General features: G+C 71.9%; 16 protein-coding genes. 9 read left to right on the top strand and 7 right to left on the bottom strand.

What is annotated here, in order from left to right; translation table 11 throughout:
* Nucleotides 1–91 precede the first annotated feature (91 nt).
* Nucleotides 92–436, top strand: a complete 345-nt coding sequence (locus AB0R04_RS35795) for a type II toxin-antitoxin system RelE/ParE family toxin (protein ID WP_363377945.1) — start codon at nucleotides 92–94, stop codon at nucleotides 434–436.
* Complete coding sequence (locus tag AB0R04_RS35790) at nucleotides 433–762, top strand: helix-turn-helix domain-containing protein (RefSeq protein WP_363377942.1); 330 nt, start codon at nucleotides 433–435, stop codon at nucleotides 760–762. Before AB0R04_RS35795 ends, AB0R04_RS35790 begins: the two co-directional genes overlap by 4 nt.
* A gap of 23 nt (nucleotides 763–785) precedes the next feature.
* On the opposite strand, the gene AB0R04_RS35785 is transcribed toward AB0R04_RS35790, so the two are convergent.
* Nucleotides 786–2,252, bottom strand: coding sequence for an aminopeptidase P family protein (locus AB0R04_RS35785; protein WP_363377940.1), 1,467 nt, complete (start codon nucleotides 2,250–2,252; stop codon nucleotides 786–788).
* Between the two features lie 214 nt (nucleotides 2,253–2,466).
* Here AB0R04_RS35785 and AB0R04_RS35780 point away from each other — a divergent pair, with 214 nt between their 5' ends.
* Genes AB0R04_RS35780 through AB0R04_RS35760 form a run of 5 tightly spaced genes read left to right on the top strand, consistent with a single transcriptional unit; the run spans nucleotide 2,467 to nucleotide 8,152 of the window.
* Nucleotides 2,467–4,224, top strand: a complete 1,758-nt coding sequence (locus AB0R04_RS35780; RefSeq protein WP_363377938.1) for an ABC transporter substrate-binding protein — start codon at nucleotides 2,467–2,469, stop codon at nucleotides 4,222–4,224.
* 13 nt (nucleotides 4,225–4,237) lie between these two features.
* Nucleotides 4,238–5,197, top strand: coding sequence for an ABC transporter permease (locus tag AB0R04_RS35775; protein ID WP_363377936.1), 960 nt, complete (start codon nucleotides 4,238–4,240; stop codon nucleotides 5,195–5,197).
* A complete protein-coding gene (locus AB0R04_RS35770; RefSeq protein ID WP_363377934.1) occupies nucleotides 5,194–6,180 on the top strand; it encodes an ABC transporter permease in 987 nt (328 codons plus the stop codon). Before AB0R04_RS35775 ends, AB0R04_RS35770 begins: the two co-directional genes overlap by 4 nt.
* Nucleotides 6,180–7,178 carry an ABC transporter ATP-binding protein gene (locus AB0R04_RS35765; RefSeq protein WP_363377932.1) on the top strand — a complete coding sequence of 333 codons (999 nt, stop codon included), beginning with the start codon at nucleotides 6,180–6,182 and terminating at the stop codon, nucleotides 7,176–7,178. Before AB0R04_RS35770 ends, AB0R04_RS35765 begins: the two co-directional genes overlap by 1 nt.
* A complete protein-coding gene (locus AB0R04_RS35760; RefSeq protein WP_363377930.1) occupies nucleotides 7,175–8,152 on the top strand; it encodes an oligopeptide/dipeptide ABC transporter ATP-binding protein in 978 nt (325 codons plus the stop codon). The genes AB0R04_RS35765 and AB0R04_RS35760 overlap by 4 nt, the downstream gene beginning before the upstream one ends.
* 212 nt (nucleotides 8,153–8,364) lie before the next feature.
* On the opposite strand, the gene soxR is transcribed toward AB0R04_RS35760, so the two are convergent.
* From soxR to AB0R04_RS35745, 3 genes are all read right to left on the bottom strand, one after another.
* Nucleotides 8,365–8,847: a redox-sensitive transcriptional activator SoxR gene (gene soxR / locus AB0R04_RS35755; RefSeq protein ID WP_363377928.1), complete on the bottom strand. Its 483-nt coding sequence runs from the start codon at nucleotides 8,845–8,847 to the stop codon at nucleotides 8,365–8,367.
* Between the two features lie 247 nt (nucleotides 8,848–9,094).
* Nucleotides 9,095–11,455 carry an immune inhibitor A domain-containing protein gene (locus AB0R04_RS35750; protein WP_363377926.1) on the bottom strand — a complete coding sequence of 787 codons (2,361 nt, stop codon included), beginning with the start codon at nucleotides 11,453–11,455 and terminating at the stop codon, nucleotides 9,095–9,097.
* A gap of 183 nt (nucleotides 11,456–11,638) precedes the next feature.
* The gene (locus AB0R04_RS35745) at nucleotides 11,639–13,741 is read right to left on the bottom strand and encodes a prolyl oligopeptidase family serine peptidase (protein WP_363377924.1); all 2,103 of its coding nucleotides are present in this window, start codon (nucleotides 13,739–13,741) and stop codon (nucleotides 11,639–11,641) included.
* Between the two features lie 82 nt (nucleotides 13,742–13,823).
* Here AB0R04_RS35745 and AB0R04_RS35740 point away from each other — a divergent pair, with 82 nt between their 5' ends.
* Nucleotides 13,824–14,996, top strand: coding sequence for an aminotransferase class V-fold PLP-dependent enzyme (locus tag AB0R04_RS35740; protein ID WP_363377922.1), 1,173 nt, complete (start codon nucleotides 13,824–13,826; stop codon nucleotides 14,994–14,996).
* A 31-nt stretch (nucleotides 14,997–15,027) separates the two neighbouring features.
* Here AB0R04_RS35740 and AB0R04_RS35735 read toward each other — a convergent pair whose 3' ends face one another.
* Together AB0R04_RS35735 and AB0R04_RS35730 are read right to left on the bottom strand one after the other, a co-directional pair.
* Entirely contained in the window at nucleotides 15,028–15,420 is a 393-nt protein-coding gene (locus AB0R04_RS35735) for a metalloregulator ArsR/SmtB family transcription factor (RefSeq protein WP_363377920.1), read from the bottom strand.
* A 29-nt stretch (nucleotides 15,421–15,449) separates the two neighbouring features.
* On the bottom strand, nucleotides 15,450–15,824 hold the full coding sequence (locus AB0R04_RS35730) for a hypothetical protein (protein WP_063346882.1): 375 nt from the start codon (nucleotides 15,822–15,824) through the stop codon (nucleotides 15,450–15,452).
* Between the two features lie 345 nt (nucleotides 15,825–16,169).
* Between AB0R04_RS35730 and AB0R04_RS35725 the strand changes: the two genes are divergently transcribed.
* Entirely contained in the window at nucleotides 16,170–19,022 is a 2,853-nt protein-coding gene (locus AB0R04_RS35725) for a DEAD/DEAH box helicase (RefSeq protein ID WP_363377975.1), read from the top strand.
* An 83-nt stretch (nucleotides 19,023–19,105) separates the two neighbouring features.
* Here the strand turns inward: AB0R04_RS35725 and AB0R04_RS35720 are convergent.
* The coding region (locus AB0R04_RS35720; RefSeq protein WP_363377973.1) for a hypothetical protein at nucleotides 19,106–19,188 on the bottom strand (83 nt) is incomplete at its 5' end.

Below are 19,188 nucleotides of genomic sequence, written 5' to 3'. Positions count from 1 at the left end.
TCGCAGGGGTGGATTAGGTCGGAAAGCGCGCGGTAACGTATAAGGGACAACTTAATTTTGCCCCATGTGGGAGATCACACTCGTTGGTCCAGTGAACGACTGGTTCCTGGACATCTGCGTCAAGGATCCGGACACCGCCAACCAGATTGCTGACGCGGTCACGCTGCTCGCCCGGAGAGGGCCGCTGCTCAGGCGCCCGATGGTCGACAGGATCCAGGGGAGCAAACTGCACAACCTCAAGGAACTCAGGCCTGGCTCGGCCGGGCAGTCCGAGATTCGGATGCTCTTCGTCTTCGACACCGAGCGGGAGGCGATCATCCTGGTCGCCGGCGACAAGAACGGGGAGTGGTCCCGTTGGTACGACGTCAACATCCCGCTGGCAGAGGCCCGCTATGAGCAGTACGTCAACGAGAAGGACGAGGGAGCGCGCGCATGAAAGGCCGTAGTTGGACCGAGGTGTGGGCCGAGGCACAGCGTCTCAACCCCGCGTTGGCGACGCCGGAGGCGGAGGCTGAGCGGGCGCGGATCCGGCAGGAGACGCTGGCGCGGATCCGTGGGTACGAGCTGGCCGAGCTGCGGAAGGCGGCCGGGCTGACGCAGAAGGAGGTGGCCGCGCTGATGGGGGTGAGTCAGGCGCGGGTGTCGCAGATCGAGCACGGGCAGGTGGACAGCCTGGACAACCTGAGGGCGTACGCCGCCGCGATCGGCGGGGAGGTCGAGGTGGCCGTCCGGCAGGGGGAGCGGACGATCAAGGTGGCTTGATCGTCCGCCCGGTTCGAACGGGTTCAGTCCAGCAGGCTCGCCATCCAGGATTCGATGGCGGGGGCGGTGCGGGGGAGGGCGTGGGACATGAGGTGGGCGCCGTCGGGGGTGATGACGAGGTCGTCCTCGATGCGGATGCCGAGGCCGCGGAGTTCGAGGGGGAGGGTTTCGTCGTCGGGCTGGAGGTAGAGGCCGGGTTCGACGGTGAGGACCATGCCGGCTTCCAGGGTGCCGTCGAGGTAGCGGTCGGCGCGGGCCCGGGCGCAGTCGTGGTAGTCGAGGCCGAGCATGTGGCCGCTGCCGCAGAGGGTGTAGCGGCGGTGGAGGCCGTTGTCCTCGGCGAGGGACTGTTCGGCGGGGATGCGCAGGACGCCCCAGTCGGCGAGGCCTTCGGCGATGACCCGCATGGCGGCGTTGTGGAAGTCGCGGAAGCGGGCGCCGGGTCGTAGCGCGGCGATGCCGGCGCTCTGGGCGGCGAGGACGAGGTCGTAGGCCTGCCGTTGGATGGGGGTGAAGGTGCCGCTGAGCGGGAGGGTGCGGGTGATGTCGGCGGCGTAGAGGGTGTCGGTTTCGACGCCGGCGTCCAGCAGGAGCAGGGAGTTCGGGTCGAGGGCGCCGTCGTTGCGGATCCAGTGCAGGACGCAGGCGTGGGCGCCGGAGGCGGCGATGGTGGTGTAGCTGGTGCCGTTGCCTTCGGCGCGGGCGCGCAGGTCGAAGACGCCCTCGATCCAGCGTTCGCCGCGGGGGTGGCGCAGGGCGGTGGGCAGGGCGCGGACGACGTCCTGGAAGCCGGTGACGGTGTGGTCGACGGCGAGTTGTAGCTGGTCGATCTCCCAGGTGTCCTTGACCAGGCGCAACTCGGCGAGGACGGCGTCGAGTTCGCCGTCCCGTGCGGTGTGGGCGCCGGGGCGTCCGGTGCTTTCGTCGACGAGGGGGTCGGTGCCGGCGAGGACGCGGGTGGGCGGTTGGGGGCCGGTGAGGAGTTTGTCGAGGTCGTCGAGGTGTTCGGTGCGCAGTCCGGTGAGTGCGGCGGCTTCGGCGAGGTCGGGGCGGCGGCCGACCCAGAACTCGCCGTAGCGGCGGTCGCGGTAGAACTCGGCGCCGTTGGCGTGCCCCCCGCGGGGGGAGCGGGGGCGCAGGTGGAGGACCGGCTCGTGGCCGTGGGGGCCGGTCGGTTCGAGGACGAGGACGTGGTCGGCCTGGTCCTCGCCGGTGAGGCCGGTGAGCCAGGCGTAGGCGCTGTGCGGGCGGAAGCGGTGGTCGAGGTCGTTGCAGCGGACCTTCAGCCGGCCGGCGGGGACGATCAGCCGTTCGCCGGGGAAGGCGGCGGAGAGGCGGGCGTGGCGGCCGGGGAGGCGGTCGTGGCCGGGGGCGCGCTGGTCGGCGGGGAGGGGGGTGGCGGCCCAGCGGGTGCCCATGAAGGCGTCGAGGGCGGGGGAGACGGGGAGGTCGTGGCTCCCGGTGTTGAGGCCGGTCTGGCGGTGGGTCACCGGTGAACTCCTAGGCGTGGCGGTGGTGGTGTGGCCCGGACACAGCTCGGTAACGGGGGGCGTCACCTCTTGTGCAGTGCAATTTCACATTACTATGTTACGGGTCACACCGCGGAGTGGCCGGGCCTTGACGGTCGCCCTCCCGGTCGGGCCCCGGATCCCTGCCGGGGTGGATCACGGGCTTCACGGCAGGCCCCCCACAGCGGAGTTGCACATGACCAGGCGCACCCACGCCGCCCTCGCGGCGGCCCTCGCGGCGACCCTCACCCTCGGCCTCGGGGCCTGCAAGAACGACAAGAGCGACAGCGGCAGTGACGCCGCGCCTTCCAGCGGCCAGGGCCAGGGCCCGGGCGCCGCGTCCGGTTCGGTCATCGGCGGAACCCCGGCCAAGGGCGGCACCCTCAACGTCCTGACCAACCAGGACTTCGCCCACCTCGACCCGGCCCGCAACTGGACCGTGCCGCACATGGACTTCGGCACCCGGCTGATCTACCGCACCCTGACCACCTTCAAGTCCGAGCCGGGTGCGGCGGGCAGCGAGATCGTCCCGGACCTCGCCACCGACCTCGGCAAGTCCTCCGACGGCGGCAAGGTGTGGACCTTCACGCTCAAGGAAGGCCTCAAGTACGAGGACGGCACCCCGATCAAGTCCGCCGACATCAAGTACAACGTCGAGCGGTCCTTCTCCCCCGACCTCACCGGCGGCCCCGACTACGCCGTCCAGTACCTGGCCGGCGGCGAGAACTACAAGGGCCCGCTCACCGGCGAGCACCTGGCGAGCATCGAGACCCCGGACGACCGGACCATCGTCTTCCACCTCAAGCGCCCGGTCGCCGAGTTCTCGGACACCGTCACCCTCCCGACCTTCTCCCCGGTGCCGCAGTCCCAGGAGAAGGGCACCCAGTACGACTCGCGGCCGTTCTCCTCCGGCCCGTACAAGATCGACACGTACGACCGGGGCAAGCAGCTGGTGCTGGTCCGCAACACCAACTGGGACCAGTCCACCGATACCGTCCGCAAGGCGTACCCGGACAGGATCGTGGTCACCCAGGGCATCAAGGGCGGCCAGGCCGACGACCGGATCATCGCCAGCGACGGCGCCGACGCCAACGCGATCGAGATGCCGTGGATGGCCCACGAGTCCGTCTCCAAGGTGCTGACCAAGCCGGACGTCAAGGCCCGCATGGCGGCCGAGCAGACCGGCTGTACGGACATGCTGTACCTGAACACCTCCAAGGCGCCCTTCGACGACCCGAAGGTGCGCGAGGCGATGATGTGGGCGGTCGACCGCGAGGCGCAGGTGACGGCCTTCGGCGGCCCGGCGATGGCCGACGTGGCCACCTCCTACCTCCCGCCGTCGCTGACCGGCGGCACCAAGGCGGACCCGCTGAGGATCCCGGCCGCCGGCGACCCGGAGAAGGCCAAGGACCTGCTGAAGGAGGCCGGCAAGACCGGCCTCAAGGTGTCGATCACCGTCTCCCTGGGCGACAAGACCCGCGCCGAGACGATCCAGCAGTCGCTGGCCAAGGCCGGCGTTCAGGTCACCGTGAACACCGTCGACCCGTCCGCCTTCACCGACACGCTCGGCGACACCAAGAACGCCCCCGAGCTGACCATCAACGGCTGGTGCCCGGACTACCCGTCCGGCGCGACCTTCCTCCCGTTCATCTTCGACGGACGGACCATCAAGGAGAAGGGCAACCAGGGCAACTACAGCCAGTTCCGTGACCAGGCCACCATGGACCGGATGGACCAGATCGCGGCCATGACGGACGTCAACGAGGCCAACAAGGCCTGGCAGCAGCTGGACGAGGACCTGCTGAAGAAGGCCCCGGCCGTCCCGCTGATGTGGCAGCGCCGCCCGCTGCTGGCCGGTACCAACGTGGCCGGCGCGTTCGGAAACTCCGGCTACGCCGGCATGATCGACCTGGCCGTGGTCGGCCTCAAGGACCCCTCCAAGGGCAAGGGCTGAGGGGTCGTCGGCGATGAGTACAACCACTGAGCCCGCCGCCGTGGACTCCACGGCGGCGGGCCCCGCGAAGGCCACCGGGCGCGGCCCGTGGCGGCTGGTCTGGGACCAGCTGTGGGCCAGGGGATCGGCCCGCTTCGGTCTGATCACGGTCGGCGCCTTGCTGCTGGCGGCCGCCTTGGCCGGCCCGCTGAGCTCGCTCGGCGGCTGGTCACCCGAGGAGTTCGACAAGCGCGCCATCGACCCGTACCTGGGCGGCATGCCCCGGGGCGACTTCGGCGGCATCAGTGCCCGGCACTGGCTGGGCGTCGAGCCGATCACCGGGCGTGACCTGTTCGCCCGCGTCCTGCACGGCGGGCAGGTCTCGCTGCTGATCGCATTCACCGCGACCGCCGTCGTCGTCATCACCGGCACCCTGGCCGGTATCGCGGCCGGCTACTTCGGCGGCCGGACGGACACCCTGCTGTCCCGGCTGATGGACCTCACCATGTCCTTCCCGTCGCTGATCTTCATGATCGCGATGATGTCGGTGGCCAAGGACGTCAACCGGATCCTGCTGATCACCCTGGTGATCGGCCTGTTCACCTGGCCCGGCATCGCCCGCGTGGTGCGCGGCCAGACCCTCTCGCTCAAGCACCGTGAGTACGTCGAGGCCGCCAAGGTCGGCGGCGCCCGCTCCTGGCGGATCCTCACCCGGGAGATCCTGCCCAACGTCTCCGGCCCGATCATCGCCTACACCACGCTGCTCATCCCCGGCATGATCGCCACCGAGGCCGCGCTCAGTTACCTCGGCGTGGGCGTCCGCCCGCCGACCTCCTCCTGGGGCCAGATGATCGCGGAGAGCATCGTCCACTACGAGACCGACCCGACGTACTTCCTGATCCCTACGGCTTTCCTGTTCCTCGCCGTGCTCGCCTTCACCCTGCTCGGGGACGCGCTGCGCGACATCCTCGACCCCCGGGGAGGCCGGTCGTGATCCTCTACCTCGGCCGCCGACTGCTCGGCGTGGCGGGCATCCTGCTCGCCATCTGCGCCATCACCTTCACCATCTTCTACCTGTTGCCGAACGACCCGGCGGCGGCGGCCTGCGGCAAGACCTGCAGCCCGGAGCGGCTCGCCGACGTCAAGGCGGCGATGGGCCTGAACAAGCCGATCTGGGAACAGTTCCTCGCCTACCTGGGCGGCATCTTCGCCGGCCGCGACTACGGCAGCGGCCCGAGCGCCGTGCACTGCGGCTTCCCGTGCTTCGGCTACTCGTACGAGTACGGGCTGCCGGTCTGGGACCTGCTCGTCGACCGCCTGCCGGTGTCCATCTCGCTCGCCGTCGGCGCGGCCGTGCTCTGGCTGGTCCTCGGCCTCGGCGCGGGCGTCACCTCGGCGCTGCGCAAGGGCAAGGCCTCCGACAAGACGCTGATGGTGCTCTCGGTCGGCACCGCCTCGTTGCCGGTCTACTTCACCTCGATCATGCTGATCTGGGGTGTCGTTCGCACGGCTGGGCTGCTGCCCTACCCGGCCTACCACAAGTTCACCGAGAACCCCTTCGAGTGGGCCTCCAACCTGCTGCTGCCGTGGATCGCCCTGGCCCTGCTGTACGCGGCCATGTACGCCCGGCAGAGCCGCAACTCGATGATCGAGACCATGGCCGAGCCGTACATCCGCACCGCCCGCGCCAAGGGCCTGCCGCCGCGGACGGTCACGGTCAAGCACGGGCTGCGCGCCGGGGTGACGCCGATCCTCACGATCTTCGGAATGGACCTCGGCGGCCTGCTGGCCGGCGCCGTCATCACCGAGTCCATCTTCGGCCTGCCCGGAGTCGGCCGGCTCTTCTACGACGCGCTGGGTCGTTCCGACCAGCCCGTCATCCTCGGCGTCACCCTGCTCGCGGCCTTCTTCATCGTCGCGGCGAACCTGCTGGTCGACCTGCTCTACGCGTACGTCGACCCGAGAGTGAGGTACTGATGACTCTGTTGGAGGTCGACGACCTCAGGGTCTCCTTCGACACGCCCCGGGGCGTCGTCCGGGCGGTGGACGGCATCTCCTTCGCCGTCGAGGCCGGGCGGACCCTCGGCCTGGTCGGCGAGTCCGGCAGCGGCAAGTCCGTCACCTCGCTCGCCGTCATGGGCCTGCACCGCGGCGCCGCCGTCACCGGCTCGATCCGGCTCGACGGGATGGAGCTCAACGGGCTCGGTGAACGGGCGTTGGGCGCCGTCCGGGGCCGCCGGATCGCGATGATCTTCCAGGACCCGCTGTCCAGCCTGCACCCCTTCTACACCGTCGGCGAGCAGATCGCCGAGCACTACCGGGTGCACTTCAAGGCCAACCGCAGGGCGGGCCGCGCGCGGGCGCTCGAAATGCTGGCCGAGGTCGGCATCCCAGAGCCGGCCCGGCGGGTCGACGAGTACCCGCACCAGTTCTCCGGCGGCATGCGCCAGCGCGTCATGATCGCCATGGCCCTCGCCTGCGAGCCCGAACTGCTGATCGCCGACGAGCCCACCACGGCCCTCGACGTCACCGTCCAGGCGCAGATCCTCGACCTGATCGCCCGCATCCAGCAGGAGCGCGGCCTCGGCGTCGTCATGATCACCCACGACCTCGGCGTGGTCGCCCGGGTCGCCCACGAGGTGCTGGTCATGTACGGCGGCCGGGCCGCCGAACAGGCCTCGGTGGACCGGCTGTTCGCCACCCCCGGGCACCCGTACACCCGCGGCCTGCTGGACTCGCTGCCGCGCCTGGACGACACCGACGACGCCCCGCTGCGGGCCATCCCCGGCAGCCCGCCGTCGCTGATCGCCCCCGCCCCCGGCTGCTCCTTCGCCCCGCGCTGCGCCCGCACCGACGCCGCCACCGCCGAGGAACACGCCCGCTGCCTGGCCGAACGACCCGAGCTCGGCCCGCTCGCCCCCGGCCACCAGGCCGCCTGCCACCTGCCGCTGGTGCCGGAAGGAGCCCGGCCATGACCGAAACCCTGTTGTCCGTAAGGGACTTGGTGAAGACCTTCCCCGGTCGACGAGGGCGCACCGGCCGCCCCGGCGCCCCGGTCCGCGCCGTCGACGGCGTCAGCTTCGACGTCGGCAAGGGCGAGACGCTCGGCCTGGTCGGCGAGTCCGGCTGCGGCAAGTCCACCACCGGGCGGATGATCGTCCGCCTGCTCGACCCGACCTCCGGCACCGTCACCTTCGACGGCACCGAGATCGGCGGGCTCTCCCAGGCCCGGCTCCGACCGCACCGGCGGCACCTGCAGATGGTCTTCCAGGACCCGTACTCCTCGCTCAACCCCCGGCAGACGGTGGCCCGGATCATCTCCGAGCCGCTGCTGCTCCAGGGGTTCGGCGCGGCCGACGCGCGCAGGCGGGCGGGCGAGCTGATGGAACTGGTCGGGCTGATCCCCGAGCAGATCGACCGCTACCCGCACGAGTTCTCCGGCGGCCAGGCGCAGCGCATCGGCATCGCCCGCTCGCTCGCCACCTCGCCGAAGCTGGTCATCGCCGACGAGCCGGTCTCCGCGCTCGACGTCTCCATCCAGGCCCAGGTGGTCAACCTGATGGAACGGCTCCAGCAGGAGCTCGGCCTGGCGTACGTGTTCATCGCGCACGACCTCTCGGTGGTCAAGCGGGTCTGCGACCGGGTGGCGGTGATGTACCTCGGGCGGATCGTCGAGATCGGCGACAAGGCCGAGGTGTACGGCAGCCCGGCGCACCCGTACACCAAGGCGCTGCTGTCCGCAGTTCCGCTGCCCGACCCGGCGGCTGAACGCGCGCGGGAGCGAATCGTGCTGCTCGGCGACCCGCCGAGCCCGGCGAACCCGCCGTCCGGCTGTTCCTTCCACCCGCGCTGCCCCAAGGCGCAGGAGATCTGCCGCACGGACCGTCCGCTGCTGCGGATCGCCGGGCCGGGCGGCCGGGAGGCGGCCTGCCACTTCCCGGAGGCCTGATTCCCGGAGGCCTTCGCGGGCCTTCTCTGGCCTTCGCGGGCCTTCATGAGCCGGCTGAGGCCGGCTGACCAGAGCCGCCGTACCGCCCAGTTGCCCCCACGCCGGGCGGTACGGCACCCAACGGGCGAGGGACGCGATCCCTCGCCGCAGACGCCCGGTCGGGCGCGGCGGGGAACCTCACGAGGGCCGCGTCCGACCGGGTTCCACCGTTTTCACGGTCCGGACGGCCCGCCCGCCTCGCCCGCCGTGCCCGGCAGCAGCCGGCGCGGGCCGGGCCCCTCGGCGGCCAGTTCGTCCCCGGGGTTGAGCACCCGGCAGCGGCGCAGCGACACGCAGCCGCAGCCGATGCAGCCGGTCAGCTCCTCCTCCAGCCGCTCCAACTCGGCCCGCCGGGCGCGCAGTTGTTCGGCCCAGCGCCGCGAGATGCGGTCCCAGTCGTGCTTGCCCGGCATCCGGTCCTCGGGGAGTCCGGTGAACACCTCGGCCACCTCGGAGAGCGGGATGCCGAGCCGTTTGGCGACCAGGATGAGCGAGATCCGGCGCAGCACGTGCCGCCGGTAGCGGCGCTGGTTGCCCGGCGACCGTTCGGAGGAGATCAGCCCCTGGTCCTCGTAGAAGCGCACCGCCGAGGTGGCGATCCCGGCCCGCCGGGCCACCTCGCCGACGCTCAGCAGGTCGACCGGTGCGGTGTCCATGCCTGCTCCTCGACTCCTTGACTCCTTGACTTCAAGTCCTGTTGAAGATCAAGCGTACCGGACGTGGTCGGATCATTCGCTGCGCGGAGCGATACCACCCCTGCCGAGCAGGACAGTTACCCCCTGGAGTCGGCGCCGAACGGCCTCGCCGGAGGTCGGCGTGAACCGTCCTCCGGGCGCGGTGAGGCCGATGAGCCGGCCCCGGGCCCCTTTTCGTCGGGGGGCCCGGGGCCTTCGCTGTGGGTTCCTACGAGGCCGGGCCGACCCGGACGGTGGTGATCCGCCCGCCCTGGGACTCCCGGACGACCTCGATCCTGGTGTTGGTGTCCGGCACCTTCACCGCGAGCTGCGGGAGGGCCGGGTCGGTGTACGTGCCGGTGTGGTCGTTGAAGACCGGGACGGCCGGCTCGGACGGGATCCGCACCGCGACGCCGCCCTTGTGCAGGGTGAACGCCGTGGTCGGCCTGAGCGAGAACGGCGCGTCGTAGGTCTGCGCCCGCCCGTTGACCAGGGTGCCGTCGGCGAAGCGGACCGCCGCCGGGTGGGCGTCGATCGGCAGGATCAGCCCGCCGCCGGGGTGGTCCTTGGTGTTGTTGTCGCCGTACGCGGTGTCCCACAGCCAGAGCAGGACGCCCTCCTGGTACGGGTAGGTGTCGACGACGTCGGCCTTGCCCGCGACGCCGGTGTACCCGAAGTTGTACGGGCCGGTCTTCAGGAACGCGCCGTAGCCGGTGTAGCGGCGGTTCTCGGCGAGGTAGGCGCGCGGGTGCTGCTTGACGGCGGTGCGGCCGGTGATGACGGTGAAGCCGGTGGCGGTCCAGCCGTTGGCGCCGTTCTCGGCGCCGTCGGCGAAGAGCTCGGTGCCGCCGGCGGTGATCTTCACGGCGTCGACGAGCACGCCCCGGCCGTGGGTGTTGCCGTCGGAGGTGGCGTGGAAGCGCAGCCGGACCTGCTGGCCCAGGTAGCCGTCCAGCGGGAGGTGCAGCTTCCGGTAGGTGCCCGAACTGCCGCTGAGCCCCGGAGTGTTTGCGCTGGTGTTACCGATCGGCGCGCCGTCGACGGTGCCGCCCAGGGCCGTCCAGTGCTTGCCCTGGTCGGTGGAGGCCTCGACGGTGAGGAAGTCGTAGTCCTGCTCGGTGTCGTACCAGGTGGCGGCGTCCAGGGCGGCCGGGCCGGTGGCGGTGCGCAGGTCGACGTCCCGGCTGAGCGAGTTGTCGAGGTTGTCGCCGGTGTCGCTCCACCACTGCCTGGCGCCCTCGTACGGGTCGGCGAGGTCGGTGCTGGTGGTGCTGTCCGGCAGGTGGACGAGCAGCGCCTGGGCCTGGTCGGTGTTGTAGCCGCTCACCCCGAGGGCGTGGCTGGACCGGGTGGCGGCCTGCGCCTCGTCGTAGTCGAGCCAGCCGAACTGGAGCTTGCTCCAGGCGTCGAGGTCGCCCGGGTAGCCGCCGGTGGTGTTCGGCCCCTTGCCCAGGTAGGAGCCGGAGGACATCAGCGACCAGAAGTTGACGCTGTTGTCGCCGCCGTTGGTGCTGTACAGGTCGGGCAGGCCGAGGTTGTGGCCGTACTCGTGGGCGAACAGGCCGACGCCGCTGTTCTCGCCGGCCTGGACGTAGTCGTAGACGTAGAGGCCGGTGTCGCCGACCGGCGCGCCGCCGATCTTGTTGCCCTCCGGTCCGGTCCGGCCGGTCGCGTCGGGGAAGGTCCAACTGCGGTGCGCCCACAGCGCGTCGGCGCCCTGGGCGCCGCCGCCCCAGGTCTCGTCGACGCCGGCGTGCACCACGATGACGTTGTCGAGGTAGCCGTCGGGCTGGTTGAACTCGCCGGTCTTGGTGTGGTCGTAGCGGTCGTAGACGTCGTACTGGGCGAGCTGCGCCTTGATGTCGGCCACGCTGCGGCCCTTGGCGATCTCGCCGTCGTACCAGGCCTTGACGGCGTCCCGGATGAACTCCTGCCCCTGGGTCCAGGCGCCGGAGCCCTGCGGGCCCTTGTTGCTGCCGTAGCGGGCCTCGTTGTACGGGACGGTGACCCAGTCGCTGACGGTGCCCTGGACGTCGTAGCGGCCGGAGGACTGGGTGCGGTAGTAGTTGCGCATGGACACGGTGCCGGGCGTGTCGTCGAAGAACATCTTCTGGTAGTAGTCGCGGCTGAAGTCCGGCTCCCACAGCGTGTGGTTGTCGCCCTTGCCCGGCTTGGGGATCTGGTCGTGGCGCGGGCCGGGGGTGCCGCCGTAGCGGGGCTGGCCGTTGTACTGGGTGGTGTTGTCGACCTCGTCGCCGAACTGGGCGAGGATCACGAAGACCTTGTCGGTGCGCTGGTGCGCCAGTTGGACGTAGTCGTTGCCGACCTTCACCTTGGCGGGGGCCCGCTTGCCGGCGGTCTTGGCGACGGCGCCCTGGTTGAGTTGCTCCAGGGCCTTGGTGCGGAGCGCCTGGCGCTCGCGCTCCTGGGGGGCGAGCGGTGCGGGCGGGGCTTCGGCGCCCTGCTCCGCGGGGGCGGCGGCGATCGTGGCGGGGGCAGGGGGAGCGGCCTGGGCGGGGGTGCCCAGCAGGGTGGCGGCTATCGCGCTCGTGGTGAGCGCGGCCGCGAGAGCGGCGGACAGTCTGCGCAACTGACCGGTCCTTTCCGGGGGATGGGGTCTCGGGCTTCCGGGCTTCCGGATGGTCCGGGTGGGAGTAATCGTTCGGCGAAGCGCAGGTAATATTTCACATGTCACGGGTCACGTGGAAGAGGTGCGGGCAAGGCGAAGGGCGCCGCACCACCGGTGCGACGCCCCTGTCCGGGATCCGGCGGCTCAGCCCAAGGACGCCCGCAGGAAGGCGAGTTCGGCTTGGGTGACCTGCTCGTTCACCCCGCCCGGGGTCATGTGGGTGACGCCCGGCAGCGGCAGCACGCTGTGCGGGCGGCCGGCCTTGGTGAGCGCCTCGGAGAGCAGCAGGGTGTGCGAGGGGTGGACGTTGTCGTCGGCCAGCCCGTGGATCAGCAGCAGCGGCCGGGTCAGCCCGGGCGCGTCGGTGACCAGGCAGTCGTCGGCGTAGCCCTCCGGGTTGTCCTGCGGCAGCGCGAGGTAGCGCTCGGTGTACGCGGTGTCGTAGTGCCGGAAGTCGGTGGGCGGGGCGCCCGCGCAGGCGGCGTGGAAGACGTCCGGGCGGCGCAGCACGGCGAGCGCCGCGAAGTACCCGCCGTACGACCAGCCGCGCACGCCGACCCGGCCGAGGTCAAGGTCGGGGTGCTGTCCGGCGAGCGCCTGCAGGGCGTTCACCTGGTCGTCCAGCGCCACCTGGGAGAAGCGGCGGAAGATCGCCCGGGTGAACTCCGGCGAGACGAACGGGGTGCCGCGGTTGTCGGTGGTGACGACGGCGAAGCCCTGGTCGGCCCACCACTGGCGGAGCTGCCAGCGGCGCGGCTCGGCCGCCACGGCCTGGAAGCCGGGCCCGCCGTAGACGTCCAGCAGCACCGGCAGCCGGCGGCCGGGGACGTGGTTGCGCGGGTACACCACGGCGGTGGGCAGGCCGAGTTCGGTGACCCGGGCGAGCCGTGGCCGCACCCGGTAGGGCAGGGCGGCGCTCAGGTCGGTGAGCGGCAGCGCGGGGCCGTCGGGCGAGGCGTCGAGCGCCCCGCCGAACGAGCCGTCGCGCAGCAGTCGGCGCCGGATGCCGTCGGCGTCGGCGGTGGTGAGCAGCAGGGTGCGGCCGGCGGCGAGTGCGGAGTGCACGCCGGGGCCGGTGGTGACGGGTTCGGGTGCGCCGCCGTCCGGGTCGACCAGGTGGACGTACTGGTCGGCCGGGTCGCCCTGGCCGGTCTCGCAGAGCAGCCGGCCGTCCAGGTGCCCGACCACCCGGCGGATCTGGAGCCCGGTGGTGTCCAGCGGCTTGCCGTCCAGGGCGAGGCCGCGGGCCTGCGGGGTGTCGTGGGCGGTGAGCAGCCGGCCGTCGGCCAGCCGGGCGGGGGTGCCGGGCAGGTCGTCGACCCAGAACTCGTCGGTGGTGCGGGAGAGTTCGCGGGTCTCGCCGGTGGCCGGGTCGGCGGTCAGCAGCAGGACGTGCTGCTGGAGCCGGTCGGCGACGGTGAGCAGCAGTTCCTGGTCGGAGGCCCAGGTGGCGGCGCAGAGGTACGGGAACGCGGCGGCGTCCCAGCGGAGCCGTACCCGGCTGCGGTCGAGGCCGAGGACCCAGAGCTGGACGTCCGCGTTGGGGCCGCCGGCCTGCGGGTAGGCGAAGTCCTCGGCGGGCTCGCCGGGGTGGGCGGGGTCGGCGAAGTAGCGCCGGGGGAGGGCGGATTCGTCCACCCGGGCGGCCAGCAGCGCGCCGCCGTCGGGGCGCCACCAGTGGCCGCGGGAGCGGCCGAGCTCCTCGGCGGCGGCGAACTCGGCGACGCCCCAGCGGGCGCCGTCGGCGGGGGAGAGCGGTTCGAGGTCGGGGGTGACGTACAGGGCGTCGTCGGCGACGTAGACGACGCGTTCGCCGGCGGCGTCCGGCCGGGGGTCGAACGCGGGCCCGGCGACGGGCAGTTCGGTGCCGGCGCCGGTGGCGGTGTCGATCCGGAACAGTCGGCCGTCGAGGACGAGGACGGCGGTCGCGAGGTCGGCGGTGGCCGCGTACGTGCCGATGCCGGCGGCGACCAGGCGGGTGCGTTCGCGCAGCCGTCGTTCGACGGCGGGCAGGTCGTCGCGGCGGCCGGTGCGCCCGGGGGCGAGGACGGCCGGGTCGGCGACCAGTCGTTCCTCGCCGGTGGCGGTGTCGAGCAGGTGCAGGCGGTCGACCGGATCCTCGGAACCGGTCGAGCGGAGCAGCAGTAGCCGGGTACCGTCCTCGGCGAGGGTGAACGCGCGCGGCGCACCGAAGGTGAACCGGCCGGTGCGGGCGCTGAGCGACAGGAAGGGGTCGGTGATGGTCACGGCCCGATCGTCGTATCGGAGCGCGCCACCCGACCAGTACCCTGTCATGTGAAATGTCACACACCACAATGGGGAGGATGCCGTGATCGAGGACCTGTGGACCGTCGAACCCCCGGCCCCGCTGCCCGCGGCCGACGGGCTGTTCGGCATCTCGCCGGACGCGGCGCACCTGAACCACGGTTCGTACGGCGCGGTGCCCGTCCCCGTGCAGCGGGCGCAGCAGCGGCTGCGCGCCGAACACGAGCTGGACCCGGACGGCTTCTTCGCCGACCTGCCGGCCCGGGTCGGCGCGGCGCGGACCAGGATCGCCGCCGACCTGGCCGTCGACCCAGGCCGGCTCGCCCTGGTCTCCAACGTCACCGAGGCGGTCGCGATCGCCCTGGACACCATCCCGTTCGCGCCCGGCGACCGGATCCTGGTCACCGACCACGGTTACGGCGTGGTCACCCGGGCCGCCGAGCGCCGGGCCGCCGAGACCGGCGCCGAGGTGGTCGAGGTCGAACTGCCGCTGGACACCCCCGACGAGCAGGCCGTCCGGGAGGCGGTGCTCGCCGCCGTCGACGAGCGCGTCACCGTCGCGGTGCTGGACCAGATCACCTCGCCCACCGCCCGCCTGATCGCCGGCCCGGGCCTGCTCGCCGACCTGCGCGAGCGCGGCGTGACCACCGTCGTGGACGGCGCCCACGCCCCTGGCATGCTGCCCGCCCCGGTCGACCCGAACGCCGACTTCTGGTTCGGCAACCTGCACAAGTGGGCCTTCGCCCCGCGCGGCACCGGCGTGCTCGCCGTCCGCCCGGAGTGGGTGGACCGGGTACGCCCGCTGACCTTCTCCTGGGAGCACGACCGGGGCTTCCCGTGGAACGTCGAATGGCGCGGCACCTGCGACTACACGGGCTGGCTCGCCGCCCCGGCCGGCTTCGAGCTGCTGCGCGAGCTCGGCCCCGAGGCGGTGGCCGCGCACAACGCCGCGCTCGCCGGGTACGGCCAGCGGGTGCTCGCCGAGCGGGCCGGCCTGGCGCCGCTGCCCGCGACGCCCGGGGTCTGGATGCGCTCCGTCCGGCTGCCGGCCGGGTGCGTCGAGGCGGAGCAGGACGTGAAACCGCTGCGGGACGAGGTCTGGCAGCGGCTCGGCACCCGGATCGCGATCCGCCCGTGGGCCGGCGGCGGGGTGCTGCGGGTCAGCGCGCAGCTGTACAACCGGCCGCGGGAGTACGAGCGGCTGGCGGACGGGCTGGCCGACCTGCTGAAGGGCTGACCGGCGCGCGGGGGCCGGCCTGCACACGCGGCTACTCCGGGCCGGCCCGTTCGGAGCTGCCTCGGTCGGAGCTGCCCCGGTCGGATCCGGCCCGCTCGGAGCTGGCCCGCAGCTCGGCGAGCAGCAGGTTCTGGTCGGCGAGCAGCCCGGTGAGGATCCGCCGGGCCGCTCGCAGCAGGTCGGCGACGTCGCCGCCGGCCAGCGCGTACACCACCGTGCTGCCCTCTCGGGTGGCGGTGACGATGCCGGACCGGCGCAGTACCGCGAGCTGCTGGGAGAGGCTGGAGGGTTCGACCTCCAGCTCGGCGAGCAGCCCACGGACGGGCGTCGGTCCGGCCTGGAGCAGTTCCAGCACCCGGATCCGGACGGGATGGCCGAGCATCCGGAAGAACTCGGCCTTGGCCTGGTAGAGCGCTACCGCCACGAGTCCCCCCTTCCCTGGTGTCGGTCCGCTCAGATCTCCAGCGAGAGTTCGATCCGCTTGAGCTGGTGGCGGGCCATCGCGAGGTTGGAGCGGCCGCGGTTGAGCGCCAGGAAGAGGAAGAGGCCGCGCCCGGTGGGCGTGGTGATCGGTCGGACCAGGTGGTACTGGTTGGTGAGGCTGATCAGGATGTCCTCGATCTCGTTGTCGTGCAGGTTGAGCATCTCCATCGCCCGCATCTTGGCGCGGACCACGTCGGTGTTCCCGGCGGCGGCGACGTTGAGGTCCAGTTCGCCGCCGTCGCCGAGGCTGCCGAGCGCCATGCCGCTGCCGTAGTCGACCAGGGCGACGCCGATCGCGCCGTCGATCCCCATGGCCTCTTTGAGGGACGTCTCCAGGTTCGCCATCGTCGGTGTCCTCCCGTGAGTTGGTGGCGGTGGCTCCGCCGTGGCAACGACGGTAGGGAGACCGGCGGCCGTCCACCGGGGATGACCGGAGACGTCCGAAGCTGGTCGGACTCTGATCACTTGAAGATGTTTGCAACTATGGATGTGAGAGGGAAGCGATCCCGGAATGATCCAGTGGCCGATCCTGCGGCCGATCCCGACGCAGGGAAGCCGCGGGGAAAGCCGTACGGAAGCCCTACGGAAGCCGCATGGAAAGTCGCACGGAAAAACGGTGCTATCGATGTCAGTGCCGCCGGGTAACCTCTCGCTGAGATGCGAGATCACACCAACCACACCCGGACGGCGATGAACACCCCTGAGCCCCAGCCCCACGACGACCAGGAGCTCAGCCCCGCCGAGGCGTACGCGGCCAGCCGCCGCCGGGCCAAGGAACAGGCGACCGCGCTCCACGGCTTCCAGCAGCTGTACGACTTCCCGCTGGACGACTTCCAACTGGAGGCCTGCGAGGCACTGGAGGCCGGCTCGGGCGTCCTGGTCGCCGCGCCCACCGGCTCGGGCAAGACCATCGTCGGCGAGTTCGCCGTGCACCTGGCCCTCCTGGGCGGCCGCAAGTGCTTCTACACCACGCCCATCAAGGCGCTGTCCAACCAGAAGTACGGCGACCTGGTCAAGCGCTACGGCGCCGCCAAGGTCGGTCTGCTCACCGGCGACAACACCGTCAACGGCGACGCCCCCGTGGTGGTCATGACCACCGAGGTGCTGCGCAACATGCTCTACGCGGGCTCCAGCACCCTCGACGGCCTCGGCTACGTCGTCATGGACGAGGTGCACTACCTCGCCGACCGCTTCCGCGGCGCCGTCTGGGAGGAGGTCATCATCCACCTCCCCGAGTCGGTCACCCTCGTCTCGCTCTCCGCGACCGTCTCCAACGCCGAGGAGTTCGGCGACTGGCTGGACACCGTGCGCGGCGGCACCCGGGTGATCGTCTCCGAGACCAGGCCCGTGCCGCTGTGGCAGCACGTGATGGCCGGCAACCGGATGTACGACCTGTTCGCCAACCCCGACCGGGACGGCCGCCCCAAGGACGGCCCGCGTAACCCCGGCAAGGCCGTCAACCCCGAGCTGGTCCGGCTCGCCCGCTCCGAGCTGGACCGCAACCCGCGCGACCGGTTCGGCCGCGGCCGGGGCCGCAGCATGCCCAACGGGCGCCCCGGCCGGGTCTGGACGCCGGGCCGGGTGGACGTCATCGACCGGCTCGACGCCGAGGGCCTGCTGCCCGCGATCACCTTCATCTTCAGCCGGGCCGGTTGCGAGGCCGCCGTCCAGCAGTGCCTCAGCTCCGGCCTGCGGCTCAACAAGGACGCCGACCGCGCCGTCGTCCGGGCCTTCGTCGAGGAGCGCTGCGCCGACATCCCCGACGAGGACCTGCACGTCCTCGGCTACTTCGAGTGGCTGGACGGGCTGGAGCGCGGCATCGCCGCCCACCACGCCGGGATGCTGCCGCGGTTCAAGGAGGTGGTCGAGGAACTGTTCGTGAAGGGCCTGGTCAAGGCCGTCTTCGCGACCGAGACCCTGGCGCTCGGCATCAACATGCCCGCCCGCTCGGTGGTCATGGAGAAGCTGGTCAAGTGGAACGGCGAGACCCACGCCGACATCACCCCCGGCGAGTACACGCAGCTCACCGGCCGGGCCGGGCGCCGAGGCATCGACGTCGAGGGCCACGCCGTGGTGCTCTGGCAGCGCGGCCTCGACCCGGAGGCGCTGGCCGGCCTGGCCGGCACCCGCACCTACCCGCTCAAGTCCTCGTTCCGGCCGTCCTACAACATGGCCGTCAACCTGGTCTCCCAGTTCGGCCGGCACCGCTCGCGCGAACTGCTGGAAACCTCCTTCGCCCAGTTCCAGGCCGACCGCTCGGTGGTCGGCATCGCCCGCCAGGTCCAGCGCAACGAAGAGGGGCTGGAGGGCTACCGCGAGTCGATGACCTGCCACCTCGGCGACTTCGACGCGTACATGGACCTGCGCCGCCGGCTCAAGGACCGGGAGAACGAACTCGCCCGCGAGGGCAGCGGCCAGCGCCGCGCGGCCGCCGTCGAGTCGATCGAGCAGCTCAAGCCGGGCGACGTCATCCACGTCCCCACCGGCAAGTTCGCCGGCCTCGCCCTGGTCCTCGACCCGGGCCTGCCGCCGGTCAGCCGCAACGGCCGGGTCGGCCGCCACCCCGACTTCCAGGACGGGCCCCGCCCGGTGGTGCTCACCGCCGAGCGGCAGGTCAAGCGGCTCGCCATGATCGACTTCCCGTACCCGGTCGCCGCCGTCGAGCGGGTACGCATCCCCAAGTCCTTCAACCCGCGCAGCCCGCAGTCCCGCCGGGACCTCGCCTCCGCGCTGCGCACCAAGGCCGGCCACCTCGAACCCGAGCGGTTCCGCCGGGGCCGCGCGGCCGCCGCCGACGACCAGGAGATCACCCGGCTGCGCACCGAACTGCGCCAGCACCCCTGCCACGGCTGCGACGAGCGCGAGGACCACGCCCGCTGGGCCGAGCGCTACCACCGCCTGCACCGCGACACCGAGGCGCTGGAACGCCGGATGCGCTCCCGCACCCACACCATCGCCCGCACCTTCGACCGCGTCTGCGGGCTGCTCACCGACCTCGGCTACCTGAGCGGCGACACCGTCACCGACGACGGCAAGCGCCTCGGCCGGCTCTACGGCGAACTCGACCTGCTCGCCTCCGAGTGCATCCGCGAAGGCGTCTGGAGCGGCCTGGACGCCGCCGAACTCGCCGCCTGCGCCTCGGCGCTGGTCTACGAGTCGCGCCAGTCCGACGACGCCACCGCCCCCCGGGTGCCGGAGGGCGGGGCCAAGGAGGCGCTCGGCCAGATGGTCCGCATCTGGGGCCACCTGGACGCCCTGGAGGAACAGCACCGGATCAACACCGCCGAGGGCGTCGGCCAGCGCGAGCCCGACCTCGGCTTCGCCTGGGCCGCCCACCGCTGGGCCCTCGGCCACAGCCTGGACCAGGTGCTGCGCGACGCCGACATGCCGGCCGGCGACTTCGTCCGCTGGACCAAGCAACTGATCGACGTCCTCGGCCAGATCCAGGACGCGGCCGGCGAGGACGCCGAACTGCGCCGGACGGCCCGCAAGGCCGTCGACGGCCTGCGCCGCGGCATCATCGCCTACTCCTCGGTGGGCTGACCACCGAACGCCAGGGGCCCGCCCGTTCACCCCGAACGTACGGGCCCCTTCGCATGGTTGCTCACCGGTCCAACGGTGGCCCCTTATCGATGACTTGGGTGGAAGCCGCCGACGCCGTTGTGGATCCACTGCCAGATCTGCGAGCGGGAGATCTCGGCGGTGGCGG

Origin of the sequence: Kitasatospora sp. NPDC056731, assembly GCF_040687675.1 — a bacterium.
Taxonomy (GTDB): Bacteria; Actinomycetota; Actinomycetes; order Streptomycetales; family Streptomycetaceae; genus Kitasatospora.
Note: the sequence above shows the minus strand (reverse complement) of the source record. Positions and strands in the feature narration are given on the sequence as shown.